Source organism: Pantoea sp. OXWO6B1 (assembly GCF_001641135.1).
Classification (GTDB): Bacteria; Pseudomonadota; Gammaproteobacteria; order Enterobacterales; family Enterobacteriaceae; genus Pantoea; species Pantoea allii.
Genome location: NZ_LWLR01000001.1, coordinates 496,878 through 514,286, shown reverse-complemented (window position 1 = coordinate 514,286; position 17,409 = coordinate 496,878). Strand labels below are relative to the sequence as shown.

The following is a 17,409-nucleotide window of genomic DNA, read 5'->3' as shown; positions in this document are numbered from 1 at the left end:
TAGTCACATGTCAGAACATAACACTAACGAAATGCAATTCCAGATTCAGCGCGTTTACACGAAAGATATTTCTTTTGAAGCGCCGAACGCGCCACAAGTGTTTCAGAAAGAGTGGGAACCAGACGTTAAGCTGGATCTGGATACTGCTTCTTCGCAGCTGGCTGATGAAGTGTATGAAGTGGTGCTGCGTGTGACCGTAACCGCGACCGTTGGCGAAGAGACCGCTTTCCTGTGTGAAGTTCAGCAGGCCGGTATTTTTACCATCGGCGGCATTGACGGTACTCAGATGGCGCATTGCCTGGGCGCTTACTGCCCGAATATCCTGTTCCCGTATGCCCGTGAATGTATCACCAGCCTTGTTTCCCGTGGAACGTTCCCGCAACTCAACCTTGCGCCAGTGAACTTTGATGCGCTGTTCATGAACTATCTGCAGCAGCAGCAAGGCGAAGAAGGTGCTGCGCAACATCAGGATGCCTGATGAGTACTCACGCTTCGATTAGCGTCATCGGTGCCGGTTCATACGGCACCGCTTTGGCGATTACGCTGGCCCGCAATGGCCATCCGGTGTTGTTGTGGGGCCACAATCCCGCTCATATGGCACAACTGCAGTCCGACCGCTGCAATCTTGCTTTCCTGCCTGATGTTCCTTTTCCCGATAATCTGACTGTTGAACCCGATCTGGCGAGTGTCATCGCTGCCAGCCGCGATCTGCTGGTTGTCGTGCCCAGCCACGTTTTTGGCGATGTGCTGATGCAGATCAAACCCGGTTTGCGCGATGACTCACGCATTGTCTGGGCGACGAAAGGGCTGGAAAAAGAAACCGGTCGTCTGCTGCAGGACGTTGCACGGGAAATCCTGGGTGAGGCGATTCCACTGGCGGTGATCTCCGGCCCAACGTTTGCGAAAGAGTTGGCTGCGGGTTTACCAACGGCGATTGCTCTGGCGGCCACCGATTCACAATTTGCGGATGATTTGCAGGCGCGACTGCACTGTGGCAAAAGCTTTCGCGTATACAGTAATCCCGATTTTATTGGGGTTCAGCTGGGCGGCGCAGTGAAAAACGTGATTGCGATTGGTGCCGGGATGTCAGATGGCATCGGTTTTGGCGCAAACGCCCGAACAGCCTTAATCACCCGCGGACTGGCTGAGATGAGTCGTCTTGGCGCGGCGCTGGGTGCCGATCCGACGACGTTTATGGGCATGGCCGGTCTGGGTGACCTGGTGCTAACCTGTACCGATAATCAGTCGCGCAACCGCCGTTTTGGCATGATGCTCGGACAGGGCGAAGATGTTGATGGTGCGCAGCGCATTATCGGACAAGTTGTAGAAGGTTACAGAAACACCAAAGAAGTCAAAGTACTGGCCGCACGCGTCGGGGTCGAAATGCCGATTACCGAACAGATTTATCAGGTGCTCTATTGCGGAAAACCGGCACGAGATGCAGCATTAAGCCTGCTGGGGCGTTCAAGGAAGGACGAAAACAGTACAAACTAAAGCAGGAAGCCAGGCATCATCACCTGTAGCGCCGGTTAAGGCGCTTTTTTTATCGGGAGAAAACAGCATGTCGTCTGATGAGTTAGAACTGGTCTGGAATAATATCAAGGCAGAAGCACGAGCGCTGGCAGACTGCGAGCCGATGCTGGCCAGCTTTTACCACGCGACATTGCTCAAGCACGAGAATCTTGGCAGTGCCCTGAGCTATATGCTGGCGAATAAACTGGCTAATCCAATTATGCCTGCTATCGCTATTCGTGAAGTGGTCGAAGAAGCATACCGTGAAGATCCCTCAATGATTGCCTCTGCGGCCTGTGATATTCAGGCGGTACGTCTGCGCGATCCCGCGGTTGATAAATATTCCACGCCACTGCTTTATCTGAAAGGATTTCATGCTCTTCAGGCACATCGCATTGGACACTGGCTGTGGAATGAAGGTCGACGCGCCTTAGCGGTTTATCTGCAGAACGAAGTGTCTGTCTCGTTTGCGGTGGATATTCATCCGGCTGCAAAAATCGGTCACGGGATCATGCTGGATCATGCGACCGGCATTGTGATCGGTGAGACAGCCGTTGTGGAAAACGATGTCTCAATTTTGCAGTCAGTCACGCTTGGCGGCACCGGTAAAACCAGCGGAGACCGCCATCCGAAAATTCGTGAAGGCGTGATGATTGGTGCAGGTGCAAAAATCCTGGGCAATATAGAGGTAGGGCGCGGTGCCAAAATTGGGGCCGGTTCTGTCGTATTGCAATCTATTCCACCGCATACGACTGCTGCCGGTGTCCCTGCCCGCATCGTCGGTAAGCCCGGCAGTGAAAAGCCGTCAATGGATATGGATCAACACTTTAACGGCAATGGTGCCGGCTTCCAGTTTGGTGATGGTATTTAGGATTTGATCAGTGCGCCAGCATAGTCGAGTTGGCGCCACGCTTCGTACACCACAACCGATACCGCATTAGACAGGTTCATGCTGCGGCTTTCCGCCATCATGGGAATGCGTATTTTTTGCTCTGCAGGCAATGCCTGCAACACCTCTGCAGGTAACCCACGGCTTTCCGGGCCAAACAGCAAATAATCACCTCGCTGATAGCTGACCGCACTGTGTGCCGGTGTGCCTTTCGTGGTTAGCGCAAACAGGCGCCCAGGCTGCTCTGTTGCGAGAAAAGCCGGATAATCAGCATGAAATTTGATGGCGGTAAATTCGTGGTAATCCAGCCCCGCACGGCGAAGACGTTTATCGTCCCAGGCAAAGCCAAGCGGCTCAATCAGGTGGAGCTGGAAACCGGTATTCGCACACAGGCGAATAATATTGCCTGTGTTAGGTGGGATTTCTGGTTCAAATAATACGATGTTAAGCATAAGGCCCCCGATAACGAGGGCCGAAGCATAGCAAATTATTGCCTTGCAGAGGAGTAGAGTGGGAGCCAGATAGTAAGACGCAAGCCACCGAGTGGGCTGTCATCCGCTTTTACCCATCCACGATGTTGCTGTATGGCCGTTTCCACAATCGCCAGCCCCAGACCTGTGCCGCCGGATTCCCTGTCCCGGGCTTCATCCGTCCGGTAGAAAGGGCGGAATATCTGCTCGCGATCTTCCGGGCTCACGCCAGGACCATCGTCATCAACGTGCACCGTAATGCCCGAAATATCGACTGAAAAACTGACGCTGATATGCGTATGTGAGTAGCGTAAAGCATTACGCACAATGTTCTCCAGGGCGCTTTCGAGCGCATGCGGATTACCGTAAAGCGGCCAGGGGCCAGGAGGATAAGGAATCTCCAGGGTTTTGCCCATTTGCTCCGCTTCAAACCTGGCATCTTCCAGCACGTCGTTCCAGAGTTGATTCGCCTTCATGGCTTCACTGACCAGCGCATTCTTGTGCTGGGTTCTCGACAGCACAAGCAGGTCATTAATCATGCCATCCAGTCGCTGAGCTTCCATCTCAATGCGCTCCAGCTCTTTGCCTTCGCCATGACGGCGACGCAGCAGAGCCGTAGCCAGCTGTAATCGCGTCAGTGGCGTACGCAATTCGTGGCTGATATCGGACAGTAAGCGTTGCTGACCGTTCATCATACGTTCCAGCGCACTGACCATCTGGTTGAAGCTGGAACCCGCGGCCAGAAACTCCTGCGGGCCAGATTCCAGTTCTGGATGCTGACGCAGGTTGCCGCTGGCGACTTCATCCGCCGCGTATTTGAGTTTTCGCGCTGGCCGCGCCAGGCTCCATGCCAGCCAGAGCAGAAGCGGTGAGCTAATCAGCATGGTAACGATAAGCAACAGCAGAGGCCGGTCAAACAGCAGGTTAATAAAGTCCAGTTGAGAGCTGCTGGCGGGACGGATCAGATAGAGCTGATAATTATCTTCCCCATCGCGTACAGCGAAGGGCCCGACCATCTCGACCCGACCATACTTTTTCTTCTGCGGATGGTCGGCATTATCTGATTGACCGATAAAGTTACGGATAACCTGCATTTCATTATGCTGCGCGCCAATGACCCGGCCTTCGCTGGTGACTAACAGCAAGCGCTGACCGGGCGGCGCCCATTTCTCAATAGCCCGAAATAAGCGCCGCCACCACATCAAATCATTCGGGGGATCGCGCGATAGCTCTGCTTCAACGTGCTGCTCTATCATCGTCCCCTGACGCTGCTCGCTTTCCAGCAGTGCCGTCATCTGACGTGAGTCGAGCTTGGGTACCATGAGCACCAGCATCAATACCAGCGCCAGCGTCAGCCAGAAGATAGCAAAGATGCGGGTAGTCAAACTTCCTATCATGATGCAGAAACCATCAGGTAGCCGCGGCCACGTAAGGTTTTAAACCACGGATGGCCGTCACGGCGTTCGGGAAGCTTACGACGCAGGTTGGAGATGTGCATATCAATGGCGCGGTCAAAAGGCGTAAGGCGCTTACCCAGAACTTCCTGGCTAAGGTGCTCGCGAGAGACAACCTGACCCAAATGCTGTGCCAAAAGATAAAGCAGGGTGAATTCCGTGCCGGTGAGATCCAGCGTTTCACTGTCGAAACTGGCTTCCTGACGACCCGGATTCAGGCGCAGACAGTCAACTTCGAGCGTCGGTGAACTGTTGTCGTGTTGCTGCTGTTGTTCACTCCAGTTCGAGCGGCGCAGGATAGCGCGGATACGCGCGACCAGCTCACGATCGTTGAAGGGTTTTGGCAGATAGTCATCAGCACCCAGTTCAAGGCCCAGCACGCGGTCCAGCTCGCTTCCACGTGCGGTGAGCATAATGACGGGCGTCTGGTATTGCTGGCGTAATTCTTTCAGGGTGTCGATGCCGTTTTTCTTCGGCATCATGACGTCCAGTAAAAGCAAATCAATTGAGTTATCGAGCAGGTTCAACGCTTGCTCACCATCACTGGCGACCACGACTTCAAACCCTTCCATTTCTAACAGCTCTTTCAAAAGCGAAGTTAATTCGCGGTCATCATCTACCAACAGGATTTTATTCATTTTTGTAGCCCTCCGCAGGCAAAATAGCGTGTTCCTATGATACCAATCCATCGCTTTACGTACTTTTACACCCCCTGACGGATGTTTGCAGCTGTCGCCGTACACTGGCTATCGTTGAATCGCAAAACAGAACGAACTGGAGTAAACGATGCGCAAATTAACCGCCGTCGTTATTGCCTCAGCGATGGTTCTCTGTAACGCCAGCGCAAGAGCAGCAGAGTCGATGGCGCTTGATGAGGTGCATCACGGCGGATTTACGACAGGCAGTATGACGCAAAATTCGCAAAGTCACATGTTCGACGGCATTGAGTTGACGGAACATCAAAGACAGCAGATGCGTGACCTTATGCAGCAAGCCCGACATGAGCGTCCTGCAACGAACATTGATGATATCGCAGCCATGCACGATCTGGTGACTGCAGATAAATTTAACGAAGCGGCCATCCGCAATAAAGCCGAAGCCATTGCCAGAGTTCAGATCGAACAGCAGGTTGAGATGGCGCGGGTCCGCAATCAGATGTATCACCTGTTAACGCCCGAGCAGCAAGCCGCGTTACAGAAGAATTACGAGCAGCGTTTAAACACATTACGCAAGCTCTCGAATCTGCAGCCAGCATCATCGCTGCAACCCGTGAGTCGTACCAGTAGTAACCAGTAGTGACCAGTAGTAAATAGTATCCCTGTTTTCCTTGCCATAGACACATCCCTGTCTTCCCCCTCATGATGAGGGGGTTTTTTTTATCTGTTATTTATCATTTACGATAAACTTACAATTCCTGCCCCGAACCGGGTAAATATGAAATGCCTTTGGTTTTCTTCCTGTTTTTTATTCATTCCGCTTTTTGCTGCTTTCCCTCGTTGCGCATATTTCATTTTTCTTTAAAGTTTTCAACTTGCTGATATTTATGTGTTATTTTCGAATTCGATTTAATTTCATTTATATTTCAATTAGCTGGAAATATCCCGTTCCGCTTGCACGTTAATTGCCCCCACCTACACTTAAATTGTCTCAGCATGGACGCCGATGTACTTACGAAATTAACGGAGAGCAGCAACCACATCATGTAGTCCGAATTAATCTATTAACGGAGTAAATTATGGCAGAGCATCGTGGTGGTTCAGGTAATTTCGCAGACAACCCGCAAAAAGCGTCTGAAGCCGGTAAGAAAGGCGGTAAGAGCAGCGGCAATGGCGGCGGCGGTAATTTCAAAAATAACCCCGAAAAAGCCTCCGAAGCGGGCAAGAAAGGCGGCAAAAAGTAACGGCTGCTAAGCACTGAACCAAATCTGCACGTTGATTTGGCGCCTGTTCATACAGGCAATTCGCCCCGTCTTACATCAGGATGGGGCGAAGTACCAGGCTAATTCCCTTCCGAAATACACCTTCCTCATGACTCTCCATGGCAGTTGAACAGTCAGGCGCAACGCTGCCTATGGTGTTAAACTTATCCCTTCTCTCATTCTGTTTTACGTTCTCAGTAATGATGTCCATGGAGTGATGGCATGCAGGCTTCGTACGGAAAGTTAATACAATCTGCGGCAGTTGCGGCGACGCTGCTTGCTTCCATCCTGTTGATCGTGAAGATTTTTGCCTGGTGGTACACCGGATCGGTGAGTTTGCTGGCAGCGCTGGTGGATTCATTGGTTGATATCGCCGCTTCTCTTACTAACCTGCTGGTGGTGCGTTATTCCTTACAGCCTGCCGATGCGGACCATACGTTTGGTCATGGTAAAGCCGAATCACTGGCGGCACTGGCACAAAGCATGTTTATTTCGGGTTCAGCACTTTTCCTCTTTCTCACCGGTATTCAGCATCTCGCGTCCCCCAATGAACTGCGCTCGCCCGGCATCGGGATCATTGTGACCCTGGTGGCTCTGGTTTCGACGTTATTTCTGGTCACCTTTCAACGCTGGGTCGTGCGAAAAACCCGCAGCCAGGCCATTCGGGCAGATATGCTGCACTATCAGTCCGATGTGTTTATGAACGGCGCTATTCTGGTGGCGCTGATATTAAGCAGCTACGGTTTCACGCGTGCCGATGCGCTGTTTGCACTCGGCATTGGTGTCTATATTCTTTTTAGTGCGTTGCGTATGGGTTATGAGGCGGTACAGTCGTTACTCGACAGAGCCTTACCCGACGAAGAGCGGCAACAAATCATTTCGATTTCATCCAACTGGCCGGGCGTGCAGGGGATACACGATGTGCGAACGCGTCAGTCTGGCCCGACAAAGTTCATCCAGCTTCACGTTGAGCTTGAAGATCAGCTACCGCTCGTCCAGGCACATCGTATCGCCGATCAGGTAGAGAAAGCGCTGCGAAAAGCTTTTCCCGGTTCGGACGTCATTATTCATCAGGATCCCTGTTCTGTGGTACCGTTTGAAAAGCAGGATTCTTTTAACTTTTAACTTACATGAATTAAGTTAACAAAATGGAAACGGCATATCGTTAACATTACTGCAAAAAATTAGTGAAAAGTTGTCTGACCTGAATCAATTCAGCCGCAGGCCTTTGATATACTATCTGCCATCATATGTCGCGCTCATCACAATCGTGTTTATCAGCGTTGAACAGGCCGGATTAACCCTTAGCTTTGAACAATCCAGAGGTTGTCATGATCAAAAAAATTGGTGTACTGACCAGCGGCGGTGACGCCCCAGGCATGAACGCAGCCATTCGCGGCGTAGTTCGGTCCGCATTAAGTGAAGGGCTGGAAGTTTTTGGTATCTATGACGGCTATCAGGGTTTGTACGAAGATCGCATGATCAATCTCGACCGTTACAGCGTGTCCGATATGATTAATCGCGGCGGCACTTTTCTGGGTTCAGCGCGCTTTCCTGAGTTTCGTAATGATGATGTTCGCCAGGTGGCCATTGAAAACCTGAAAAAACGCGGTATTGATGCGCTCGTCGTTATTGGCGGAGATGGCTCCTATATGGGGGCGAAGCGACTGACCGAGATGGGGTTCCCCTGTATTGGCCTGCCAGGCACTATCGATAATGATGTTGCCGGTACTGATTACACCATTGGCTATTTTACGGCACTGGAGACGGTGGTTGAAGCCATTGACCGCCTGCGCGATACCTCTTCATCACACCAGCGTATCTCCATCGTCGAAGTGATGGGCCGTTATTGTGGTGATTTGACCCTGGCTGCCGCCATTGCCGGCGGGTGCGAATTTATCGTGTTGCCAGAAATTCCATACACCCGCGAAGAGCTGGTGGCAGAAATTAAAGCCGGTATTGCGAAAGGCAAAAAGCATGCGATTGTTGCCATCACTGAGCACATTTGTGACATCGACGATCTGGCGCGCTTTATTGAGACTGAAACCAAACGCGAAACGCGCGCCACGGTTCTGGGCCACATTCAACGTGGCGGCGCGCCTTGTGCCTATGACCGCATTCTGGCGTCCCGTATGGGTGCCTATTCCATCGAACTGCTCATGCAGGGCTACGGTGGCCGTTGCGTAGGTATTCAGAACGACAAGATGGTTCATCACGATATCATCGATGCGATTGAGAACATGAAGCGTCCGTTCAAACGTGACTGGATGGATACGGCGAAACAGCTTTACTGATTTTCTCAGCCTTAACGGGCATGCTTAACGGTATGCCCTTACGCCTTTCCTATATTCCCCAAAGTTATAACCGTTTATTTTTAATTCTTTTAGCTCTGAAAAAGTTTATGTCACGCTTGTCCCATAATGAACTGGGAGAGTGCGTAATGAATAAATGGGCCATTGGTATTAGCTTGTTACTGGCATCAGGCAGTGTTCTGGCGAAGGATATCCAGCTGTTAAACGTTTCTTACGATCCCACCCGTGAACTGTATGAGCAATACAACAAGGCCTTCAGTGCGCACTACAAACAGGAAACGGGCGATGACGTGGTGGTCCGCCAGTCGCATGGTGGTTCAGGCAAACAGGCGACATCCGTCATAAACGGCATTCGTGCTGACGTTGTGACGCTGGCGCTGCAGTCTGATATCGATGCCATTGCTGAACGTGGTCGTATTGATAAGAACTGGATTAAGCGTCTGCCGGATAATTCGGCACCCTATACTTCCACGATTGTGTTCCTGGTTCGTAAAGGCAATCCCAAAGGGATTCATGACTGGAACGATCTGATTAAACCCGGTGTTTCCGTCATCACGCCTAATCCCAAAACTTCAGGTGGTGCTCGCTGGAATTACCTGGCAGCCTGGGGCTGGGCGCTGGATCACAACAACGGCGATCAGGCAAAAGCACTGAGCTATGTGAAAGCCCTGTTTAAGAATGTCGAAGTCCAGGACTCCGGCGCGCGCGGCGCGACCAACACCTTTGTTGAGCGCGGCATCGGTGATGTTCTCATCGCCTGGGAAAATGAGGCGTACCTGGCCGTGAATAAGCTGGGCAAAGACAAATTTGAGATCGTGACCCCAAGCGAGTCTATTCTGGCAGAGCCAACGGTTTCCGTGGTGGATAAAGTGGTTGATGAAAAGGGAACTCGCCCCGTGGCTGAGGCCTATCTGAAGTATCTCTACTCGACCGAGGGACAGACGATTGCCGCCGAAAACTACTATCGTCCGCGCAATGCTGAGGTTGCGAAGAAGTTCGCCAGCACCTTTGCCCCTGTAAAACTGTTTACCGTGGACGACAAATTCGGGGGTTGGGCTAAAGCACAAAAAACCCATTTCGCGGACGGCGGCACCTATGACCAGGTCATGAAGCCGTAACGATTGACTGACACAATCTAAGCCAGCGGAAACGCTGGTTTTTTTATGCGTGACATTCCGGCGCTGTCAGGCGAGGATGCTGACTGATTCAGTATGGAGAGGGTAACTATGCAGGCAAATCGTCGGGCCTTCATCATCATTGCGTTTCTGCTGGTGCTTGTCGTGGCAGGAATGGGGATAGCTTCCCTTCATGTTAAAGGCAATGCCGATGCGCTTTGGCAGATCGTCAGCGAAAAGTGCGTACCCAATCAGCAGAATAACGGGCAGCCCGCGCCTTGCGAGCGAGTCGATCTGCAGCAGCGTTATACACTGCTCAAAGACCGTAACGGCCCCTTGCAATACCTGTTAATTCCCGTTGATAAGATAACCGGCATCGAAAGCCCGCGGTTGCTCAGCGCAGCCACACCCAATTTTTTCAGCTTTGCCTGGCAGGACAGAGGCGTAGTGGCGCAGAAACTCGGTTCGCCCATTAAAGACACTGTGCTGTCGCTGGCGATCAATTCCGAATACGGGCGTACCCAAAACCAGCTGCATATTCATATTTCCTGCTTACGGCCCGATGTCCGTCAGCAACTGGATGGACTGGCACCGACTCTCAATGCGCAGTGGAAGGATGTTACCTTTCTGAACCATCACTATATTGTGCGGGTGCTCAGTCAGGCGGAACTGGATCAACAGAGTGTCTTTATCCGGTTAGCGTCTGAAGTCCCGGATGCTAAGAATGCAATGGGGAAATACGGCATGGCACTGACCGGCTTATCAGATGGTCGTCTGGTGCTGATGGCGGTAGAGCGCAACTGGCTTTTGCTGAATAAGGGATCGGCAGAGGAGGTGCAGGATCACGACTGCGCCCTGCTACAACCCATAAAAAAAGCGGCCTGATGAGGCCGCTTATGCTGTGCTTAATCGCCGGTTAGCGTTGTTTAGCCGCCGCAGCGGCTTTAACGATCACGGCAAACGCATCGGCTTTCAGTGACGCGCCACCAACCAGTGCACCGTCGATGTCCGGCTGAGTAAACAGCTCGGCAGCATTTTTATCGTTAACTGAACCACCGTACTGAATAATCACTTGCTCAGCGATGGCAGCATCTTTTTTGGCAATATGGTCACGAATAAATTTGTGAACCGCCTGCGCCTGAGCAGGTGTGGCTGACTTCCCGGTACCGATCGCCCATACCGGCTCGTAAGCGATGACCGCGTCTTTAAATGCTTCAGCGCCTTGAGTGGTCAGCACGGCATCAAGCTGACGTGCACAGACTTCTTCCGTTTTGCCCGCTTCGTTTTCTGCTTCGGTTTCACCGATGCAAAGAACCGGCACCAGGCCCGTCGCTTTCAACACGGCATATTTTTTCGCAATGAACTCGTCACTCTCTTTATGATAAGTGCGACGTTCTGAGTGACCAATGATGATGTATTTCGCGCCGATATCTTTCAGCATTTCAGCGGACACTTCGCCGGTGAATGCGCCAGAGAGGTTCACATCAACGTTTTGAGCACCCAGTGCGATGTGGCTACCGGAGATGGCATGTTTCGCCTGATCAAGATAGAGCGCGGGCGGGGCGATAGCAACGCCACAACCCTCAACGCCCGACAGTTCTTTACGCAGACCGTCGATCAGTTCGGCTGTCATATGCTTGCTGCCATTCAACTTCCAGTTACCCATAACCAGTGGATGTCGCATTCTATCCTCCGCATAACGCGATACATGAAATGGCGCTGCCCCGGGGCAACGTTGTCTGCCAGACAGTATAGAGATCAAATAACGTCGTGGCTTTGCTTTTCGTCATTTTTGCCCCGACCATCAGGGAGCGGCGAGCGCAAGTTTTACCGGCTCAATAGCAAAGGTTAATCCTTTATCCCCGTTGTCGGAAACCACAAAACGCAGTGCACCTTCAACGTGCTCGTAGTATCGTGAGCCTTTGCCCGATTTAAACAGCGTTTCCAGCTTTTTACGTCCCTCTTCTGGCGTGAGTCCCGGCACAAAAAAACGTAACAGAGCGGTCATATAATCCATGGCTTTGGCCTGGGACGCACTCTGATCAGGGCCCGGTACCGGGAGCCAGGTGATCTGCAGCGTTTTAATTTTACCCGTGCCAGGCTCAAGCGCCGTGGAAGAGTAAAGCGTTTCGTTAATCTTGGTGGCTGCCCGCGTCAGATCGGTTTTTTCATCGCGGGAATCAATGGCGCGGTACTCCAGCAGCGGCAGTTGTGGATTCGCCAGATTATATTTTTCACGAAACTGGCCGATAGTCATATCCAGCGTGGGCGCACCCGTTAACAGGTAGGGCGCGGTAGGCATATGTTCTGCCTTGTCGAGGGGGGGCGGATCGGCAGCAAAAACCGGAACCGTTAGCGCAAGACTCAGCAACAGTACGCCTGGCAAATTCTTCATGTTGTCGGCCCTGACCAATAAACTCGATATCAAATTAGAACGGTTTTTACCTTCAAGGTCAAAAGCGTGCAGCGTAAAATTTTGTCTGGAGGAACGTGCATGATATTACAGCAATGGTTTTTCTCTTTTCGGGGCCGCATCGGGCGCCGGGATTTCTGGCTCTGGCAGGCGATCTGGTTATTGTTAACCAGCGTGCTGTTTTTTCTGGCCGGTAACGATCTGGTGGATACACAAATGGCCGCGTTTGGCATCGTGTGTTTATTGTGGCCCGCCAGCGCCATCCTGGTTAAGCGCCTGCACGATCGCGATCGCCGGGGTTATTGGGCGCTGTTACTGATTGCCGCCTGGCTGCTGATGGCGGGCAACTGGAGCATGACCGGCGATATCCTGCAGTGGGTGATCGGGCGCGTGCTGCCTTTTATCATTCTGGCAGGATTCATTCTGGACCTGGGCGTGTTTCGTGGCACCGCCGGCGATAACCGCTTTGGTGCCACGCCGGTGCCTTTACGTCTGAAACGTGCGAGTTACCAGTAGTTCTCACTGGTGATATGACCGGGCTTGCGCTTGAGGTGCTTGCGCATGCCACGTGTCTCTTTCAACAACTGCTGCGTGTCACGTACCATCTGCGGGTTGCCGCAGACCATCACGTGGCTGGTTTCTGCCTCTATAGGTAAACCGGCCGCCCGCTCCAGCTCGCCACTTTCGATTAATGCTGGCACACGACCGGTCAATGAGCCCATACTTTCTTCACGGCTGACGACCGTAATCACCTGCAGCTTGCCGTTGTAGATTTGCTGAAGTTGCTGCATGAGAGGCAAAAAGCTGAGGTCGGCTGCGTAACGCGCGGCATGCACTAACACGATGTTATCGAAGCGATCCAGACCGTCGCCCTGCTGCAAAATCGACAGATAAGGACCGACGGCCGTACCGGTTGCCAGCATCCATAAGGTCTGACAGTCCGGCACTTCATCCAGGATAAAAAAGCCCGCAGCATCTTTGGTAATCATGACCTGCTCACCGGGACGCAGCGCCTGAAGATGGGGGCTTAGCTTACCGTCAGGCACGGTGACTAAGTAGAACTCAAGCAGGTCGTCATTCGGTGCATTGACGTAAGAGTAGGCACGTTGCACGCGTTCGCCCTGGATCTCCAGCGCCAGCTTTGCATACTGGCCAGCGCTAAACGGAGCAATGGGTGCCTTAATCCGCAGGCTAAACAGCGCGTCGGTCCAGTTTTTCACTTCCTTTACTTGAGCATTGATCCACTCGGCCATGGTTACTCCTTCAGCGTTGAATCGTCAGGCGAATAAGCATCTTCTCTACTGCACTGGCAGATTACCAGTCTGTCAGGCTGCAAAGGCTCTAATCGACAAACTGTATTGTTAAGTTTACAACCTGGTAGCCATTATTGACGTGAATTGAACACTCACTTTTCATTAATGACTCGCTTTGTCATGAAATCCTGATATTTTCCTGCCACAACCCGTTTCAGCCGTTATTTGTGCTGCTTAAACGTTCATGTTCATACAGACCTTTTGTTCAATCATGATGAAAAAAATAGAAAATCGTCCGTTGCTGGTCATGCTCATTGCGCTGGTTGCAGTAGGGCAAATGGCGCAGACCATCTACGTGCCCGCCATGGCGGCGATGGCGGATGCGCTGCAGGTGCGTAATGGCATGATGCAGCATGTGATGGCGGCGTATTTAATCACCTATGGCGGATCGCAGCTGATCTACGGACCGCTGTCTGACAGCGTTGGACGTCGCCCGGTGATCCTGGCAGGAATGGCGATCTTTATGATCGGCTCGATCACCGCCATGATGGCCTCGTCGCTGGATATGCTGGTGCTCGGCAGTGCGATTCAGGGCGCGGGCACCGGCGTGGCTGGCGTAATGGCGCGTACTATGCCGCGCGACCTCTATAACGGTCATGCCTTACGTCAGGCGAACAGCTGGCTCAACATGGGCGTGCTCGCCAGCCCCTTAGTCGCACCAGTTATTGGCGCGCTGTTAACGCAGCTGTTTGGCTGGCATGCCTGTTTCGCTTTTCTGCTGGTGCTGTGTCTGATCGTGACGATTGCTATGGCGCGCTGGCTACCGGAAACGCGCCCCGTCACTACCGAAGTCACCCCGTTCTTTACGCGCTATATCCGGTTGTTACGCGATGCGAATTTCGTTCGCTATCTGCTGCTGTTAGTTGGCGCGCTGTCGGGCATTGCCGTATTTGAGGCCAGCTGTGGCGTACTTCTCGGTGGCGTGCTTGGCCTGAACAGTTTCACCGTGAGTATTTTGTTTATCTTGCCTATCCCGGCCGCCTTCTTTGGTGCCTGGTTCGCCGGGCGCGAGCAGCGTTCCTGGCACAGCCTGATGTGGTTTGGGGTAAACAGTTGCCTGCTGGCGGCGGTGCTCATGTGGGTACCGGCCTGGTTTGGCATCATGACTATCTGGACGCTGTTGGTACCGGCATCGCTGTTCTTCTTTGGTGCGGGTATGTTGTTTCCCCTGGCGACATCCGGCGCAATGGAACCTTATGCCTGGCTGGCAGGAAGCGCGGGCGCATTGATTGGTGGTCTGCAGAACCTGGGCTCCGGGCTGGTGGCTTCGCTGTCGGCGCTCATGCCACAGCGCGATCAGTTCAGCCTTGGCATGCTGATGTTTATTACTGCCCTGGTGATGTTGCTATGCTGGCTCCCGCTTTCACGGCAGCCAGCCGGCGAAAATCATGCGGTTACAGGATAAAGGGGTGCAGTGCGGGATCTTTGCGGTCAAGATAATGCACTGACTGGATGCGGCGAATCGTGCGCGATTTGCCGCGAATTAACAGGGTTTCGCTGGTGGCCATATTGCCCTGACGGGTAATGCCTTTCAGCAGGTCGCCGCTGGTGATGCCGGTGGCGGCAAAGATCACGTTATCGTTACGCGCCATCGCCTGGAGTGGCAGCACCTTGCCGGCTTCAATCCCCATGCCGGCACAACGCTTCAGCTCATATTCCCCAATCCGCCGGTTCTCTTCGCTGTCACCTTTTACATCATGCCGGGCCAGTAATCTGCCCTGCATATCCCCATCCAGCGCACGAATCACCGCAGCGGACACCACGCCTTCAGGCGCACCGCCAATGCCGTACATCACGTCAACTTCACTGTCGGGCATACAGGTAAGAATGGAGGCTGCCACGTCCCCATCCGGGAAAGCGAATATCCGTACGCCCAGTTGCTTAAGCTGTTGGATAACGGCGTCATGGCGCGGCTTTGCCAGAATGGACACGGTAAGCTGTGACAACGGCTTATTCATGGCGATGGCAATATTGCGCAGGTTGATCTCAAGCGGCAGATCCAGATTGATATGACCGCGCGCCGCCGGGCCGACGATAAGCTTCTCCATATACATGTCAGGCGCATGAAGAAAACTGCCTCTGTCACCGACAGCCATAACGGCAAGTGCATTCGCCTGTCCCATGGCCGTCATACGGGTGCCTTCAATAGGATCAACGGCAATATCCACCGCATCGCCCTGGCCGGTACCGACTTTTTCGCCGATGTAGAGCATCGGGGCTTCATCAATTTCCCCTTCGCCAATCACAATCTGGCCGTCGATCTGGATGGTATTTAAAACATGGCGCATGGCGTGGACGGCTGCACCGTCGGCTTCATTCTTGTCTCCGCGCCCTAACCATTTATAACCAGCCAGTGCAGCAGCTTCGGTTACGCGGGAAAATTCAATGGCAAGTTCTCGTTTCATTGCATGTACCTGACAAAAAACAGGCTGGCAGTTTAGCGGAGGGAGGAGGCGGGGAAAAGACCCGCGACGGTGGACGTCGCGGGCGTAGTGCGTATTACTCTTGTTCTTCCCACGCTTGCGCGCGAGCAACCGCTTTCTTCCAGCCAGCATAACGGAAGTTACGCTCTGTGGTTTCCAGTGTTGGACGGAATTCGCGCTCAATAACGGCTTTGGCACGGACTTCTTCCAGATCCTGCCAGAAGCCCACGGCCAGACCCGCCAGATACGCGGCACCCAGTGCAGTCACTTCACGCACCTCAGGACGCTCAACGCGTGTACCAAGAATGTCTGACTGGAACTGCATCAGGAAGTTGTTGGCAACCGCACCACCGTCCACACGCAGTGCCTGCAGGCGCGTGTTGGCATCATTCTGCATGGCTTCCAGGACGTCACGCGTTTGGTAAGCAATGGACTCCAGCGTTGCACGGATGATGTGGTTAGCATTGGCACCACGAGTCAGGCCGAACAGCGCGCCACGTGCATAGGGGTCCCAGTAAGGTGCGCCCAGGCCGGTGAAGGCGGGAACCATATACACACCGTTAGAATCTTTCACTTTCATTGCAAAGTATTCAGAGTCAGCGGAATCGCTGATCAGCTTCATCTCATCGCGAAGCCACTGAATGGACGCGCCACCGATAAAGACCGCGCCTTCCAGTGCGTAGTTGACTTCGCCACGCGGACCGCAGGCGATAGTCGTCAGCAGGCCATGCGTTGAGGTAACCGCTTCGGTACCGGTATTCATCAGCATAAAGCAACCGGTGCCGTAGGTGTTTTTCGCCATACCCGGCTGGACACACAACTGGCCGTAAAGCGCCGCCTGCTGGTCGCCTGCAATACCCGCGATAGGAATACGCGTACCGCCTTTACCACCGATGTTCGTCTGCCCGTAAACCTCAGACGAGGATTTCACTTCTGGCAGCATCTCACGCGGAATATCAAGGATCTCCAGCATGCGCTCATCCCACTCAAGCTTATGGATGTTGAACAGCATGGTACGTGAGGCGTTGGTGTAATCGGTGATATGGACGCGGCCCTGGGTCATCTTCCACACCAGCCAGGTGTCAACCGTACCAAACAGCAGCTCGCCACGTTTTGCACGATCACGCGCGCCTTCAACGTTATCCAGAATCCACTTAACTTTGGTGCCGGAGAAGTAAGGGTTAATCACCAGACCGGTGGTTTTCTGAATATACTCTTCCAGACCTTCTTTCTTCAGCTTATTACAGTAGTCAGCAGTACGCGGGTCCTGCCAGACGATGGCGTTGTAGACCGGCTTACCGGTTTCTTTATCCCAGACAATGGCGGTTTCACGTTGGTTCGTAATACCAATGGCCGCAATTTCATCAGAACGAATATCGGCATGGGCAAGGACTTCAACCAGTGTAGAACTCTGTGATGCCCAGATATCCATTGGGTCGTGCTCTACCCAGCCCGCTTTCGGATAGATTTGGGTAAATTCGCGTTGCGATACCGCCACAATGTTCGCGTCATGATCCAGCACAACAGCACGTGAACTGGTAGTGCCCTGATCGAGAGCGACGATGTATTTTTTATCGGTGGTAGTCATAA

The 17,409-nt window shown here is 52.9% G+C and carries 19 protein-coding genes; 11 read left to right on the top strand and 8 right to left on the bottom strand.

From position 1 onward, the window contains the following. Nucleotides 1-7: 7 nt before the first annotated feature. From secB to cysE, 3 genes are all read left to right on the top strand, one after another. Nucleotides 8-478 carry a protein-export chaperone SecB gene (secB, locus tag A6A26_RS04750; RefSeq protein ID WP_063877697.1) on the top strand — a complete coding sequence of 157 codons (471 nt, stop codon included), beginning with the start codon at nucleotides 8-10 and terminating at the stop codon, nucleotides 476-478. After that, nucleotides 478-1,494 (top strand): NAD(P)H-dependent glycerol-3-phosphate dehydrogenase, encoded by a 1,017-nt coding sequence (gpsA, locus tag A6A26_RS04745; protein ID WP_172823884.1) that lies wholly within the window; start codon nucleotides 478-480, stop codon nucleotides 1,492-1,494. Before secB ends, gpsA begins: the two co-directional genes overlap by 1 nt. A 67-nt stretch (nucleotides 1,495-1,561) precedes the next feature. Then, nucleotides 1,562-2,383 carry a serine O-acetyltransferase gene (gene cysE / locus A6A26_RS04740; RefSeq protein ID WP_063877695.1) on the top strand — a complete coding sequence of 274 codons (822 nt, stop codon included), beginning with the start codon at nucleotides 1,562-1,564 and terminating at the stop codon, nucleotides 2,381-2,383. Here the strand turns inward: cysE and trmL are convergent. From trmL to cpxR, 3 genes are read right to left on the bottom strand one after another with little or no spacing between them, the layout of a single operon-like run. Continuing rightward, a complete protein-coding gene (trmL, locus tag A6A26_RS04735; protein WP_063877694.1) occupies nucleotides 2,380-2,853 on the bottom strand; it encodes a tRNA (uridine(34)/cytosine(34)/5-carboxymethylaminomethyluridine(34)-2'-O)-methyltransferase TrmL in 474 nt (157 codons plus the stop codon). The two genes, cysE and trmL, sit on opposite strands and share 4 nt — an antisense overlap. A 35-nt stretch (nucleotides 2,854-2,888) precedes the next feature. Next, complete coding sequence (cpxA, locus tag A6A26_RS04730; RefSeq protein ID WP_063877693.1) at nucleotides 2,889-4,268, bottom strand: envelope stress sensor histidine kinase CpxA; 1,380 nt, start codon at nucleotides 4,266-4,268, stop codon at nucleotides 2,889-2,891. Continuing rightward, nucleotides 4,265-4,963 carry an envelope stress response regulator transcription factor CpxR gene (gene cpxR / locus A6A26_RS04725; protein WP_063877692.1) on the bottom strand — a complete coding sequence of 233 codons (699 nt, stop codon included), beginning with the start codon at nucleotides 4,961-4,963 and terminating at the stop codon, nucleotides 4,265-4,267. Before cpxR ends, cpxA begins: the two co-directional genes overlap by 4 nt. A 148-nt stretch (nucleotides 4,964-5,111) precedes the next feature. Here cpxR and cpxP point away from each other — a divergent pair, with 148 nt between their 5' ends. The 6 genes from cpxP (at nucleotide 5,112) to A6A26_RS04695 (ending at nucleotide 10,555) form a co-directional block, all read left to right on the top strand. Further along, complete coding sequence (cpxP, locus tag A6A26_RS04720) at nucleotides 5,112-5,621, top strand: cell-envelope stress modulator CpxP (protein ID WP_063877691.1); 510 nt, start codon at nucleotides 5,112-5,114, stop codon at nucleotides 5,619-5,621. Between the two features lie 439 nt (nucleotides 5,622-6,060). Further along, entirely contained in the window at nucleotides 6,061-6,225 is a 165-nt protein-coding gene (locus A6A26_RS04715; protein ID WP_028723167.1) for a KGG domain-containing protein, read from the top strand. A gap of 240 nt (nucleotides 6,226-6,465) precedes the next feature. After that, nucleotides 6,466-7,368: a CDF family cation-efflux transporter FieF gene (fieF, locus tag A6A26_RS04710; protein ID WP_063877690.1), complete on the top strand. Its 903-nt coding sequence runs from the start codon at nucleotides 6,466-6,468 to the stop codon at nucleotides 7,366-7,368. Between the two features lie 206 nt (nucleotides 7,369-7,574). Continuing rightward, nucleotides 7,575-8,537 (top strand): 6-phosphofructokinase, encoded by a 963-nt coding sequence (pfkA, locus tag A6A26_RS04705; protein WP_006121288.1) that lies wholly within the window; start codon nucleotides 7,575-7,577, stop codon nucleotides 8,535-8,537. Between the two features lie 146 nt (nucleotides 8,538-8,683). Beyond that, nucleotides 8,684-9,673 (top strand): sulfate ABC transporter substrate-binding protein, encoded by a 990-nt coding sequence (locus A6A26_RS04700; RefSeq protein ID WP_063881059.1) that lies wholly within the window; start codon nucleotides 8,684-8,686, stop codon nucleotides 9,671-9,673. A gap of 108 nt (nucleotides 9,674-9,781) precedes the next feature. After that, nucleotides 9,782-10,555 carry a CDP-diacylglycerol diphosphatase gene (locus tag A6A26_RS04695; RefSeq protein WP_063877689.1) on the top strand — a complete coding sequence of 258 codons (774 nt, stop codon included), beginning with the start codon at nucleotides 9,782-9,784 and terminating at the stop codon, nucleotides 10,553-10,555. A 31-nt stretch (nucleotides 10,556-10,586) separates the two neighbouring features. On the opposite strand, the gene tpiA is transcribed toward A6A26_RS04695, so the two are convergent. Then, on the bottom strand, nucleotides 10,587-11,354 hold the full coding sequence (tpiA, locus tag A6A26_RS04690; protein ID WP_063877688.1) for a triose-phosphate isomerase: 768 nt from the start codon (nucleotides 11,352-11,354) through the stop codon (nucleotides 10,587-10,589). A 120-nt stretch (nucleotides 11,355-11,474) separates the two neighbouring features. After that, the gene (locus tag A6A26_RS04685) at nucleotides 11,475-12,065 is read right to left on the bottom strand and encodes a DUF1454 family protein (RefSeq protein ID WP_063877687.1); all 591 of its coding nucleotides are present in this window, start codon (nucleotides 12,063-12,065) and stop codon (nucleotides 11,475-11,477) included. A gap of 99 nt (nucleotides 12,066-12,164) precedes the next feature. Between A6A26_RS04685 and A6A26_RS04680 the strand changes: the two genes are divergently transcribed. Continuing rightward, nucleotides 12,165-12,599, top strand: coding sequence for a DUF805 domain-containing protein (locus A6A26_RS04680; RefSeq protein WP_063877686.1), 435 nt, complete (start codon nucleotides 12,165-12,167; stop codon nucleotides 12,597-12,599). On the opposite strand, the gene fpr is transcribed toward A6A26_RS04680, so the two are convergent. After that, on the bottom strand, nucleotides 12,590-13,336 hold the full coding sequence (gene fpr / locus A6A26_RS04675) for a ferredoxin--NADP(+) reductase (protein WP_063877685.1): 747 nt from the start codon (nucleotides 13,334-13,336) through the stop codon (nucleotides 12,590-12,592). The genes A6A26_RS04680 and fpr overlap by 10 nt on opposite strands. A gap of 271 nt (nucleotides 13,337-13,607) precedes the next feature. On the opposite strand from fpr, the gene emrD reads away from it, so the two are divergent. Then, nucleotides 13,608-14,801 carry a multidrug efflux MFS transporter EmrD gene (gene emrD / locus A6A26_RS04670; RefSeq protein ID WP_063877684.1) on the top strand — a complete coding sequence of 398 codons (1,194 nt, stop codon included), beginning with the start codon at nucleotides 13,608-13,610 and terminating at the stop codon, nucleotides 14,799-14,801. Here the strand turns inward: emrD and glpX are convergent. Both glpX and glpK read right to left on the bottom strand, forming a co-directional pair. Continuing rightward, complete coding sequence (glpX, locus tag A6A26_RS04665) at nucleotides 14,791-15,801, bottom strand: class II fructose-bisphosphatase (protein ID WP_063877683.1); 1,011 nt, start codon at nucleotides 15,799-15,801, stop codon at nucleotides 14,791-14,793. The genes emrD and glpX overlap by 11 nt on opposite strands. Before the next feature lie 94 nt (nucleotides 15,802-15,895). Continuing rightward, nucleotides 15,896-17,407 (bottom strand): glycerol kinase GlpK, encoded by a 1,512-nt coding sequence (gene glpK / locus A6A26_RS04660; RefSeq protein WP_063877682.1) that lies wholly within the window; start codon nucleotides 17,405-17,407, stop codon nucleotides 15,896-15,898. Nucleotides 17,408-17,409: the final 2 nt, after the last annotated feature.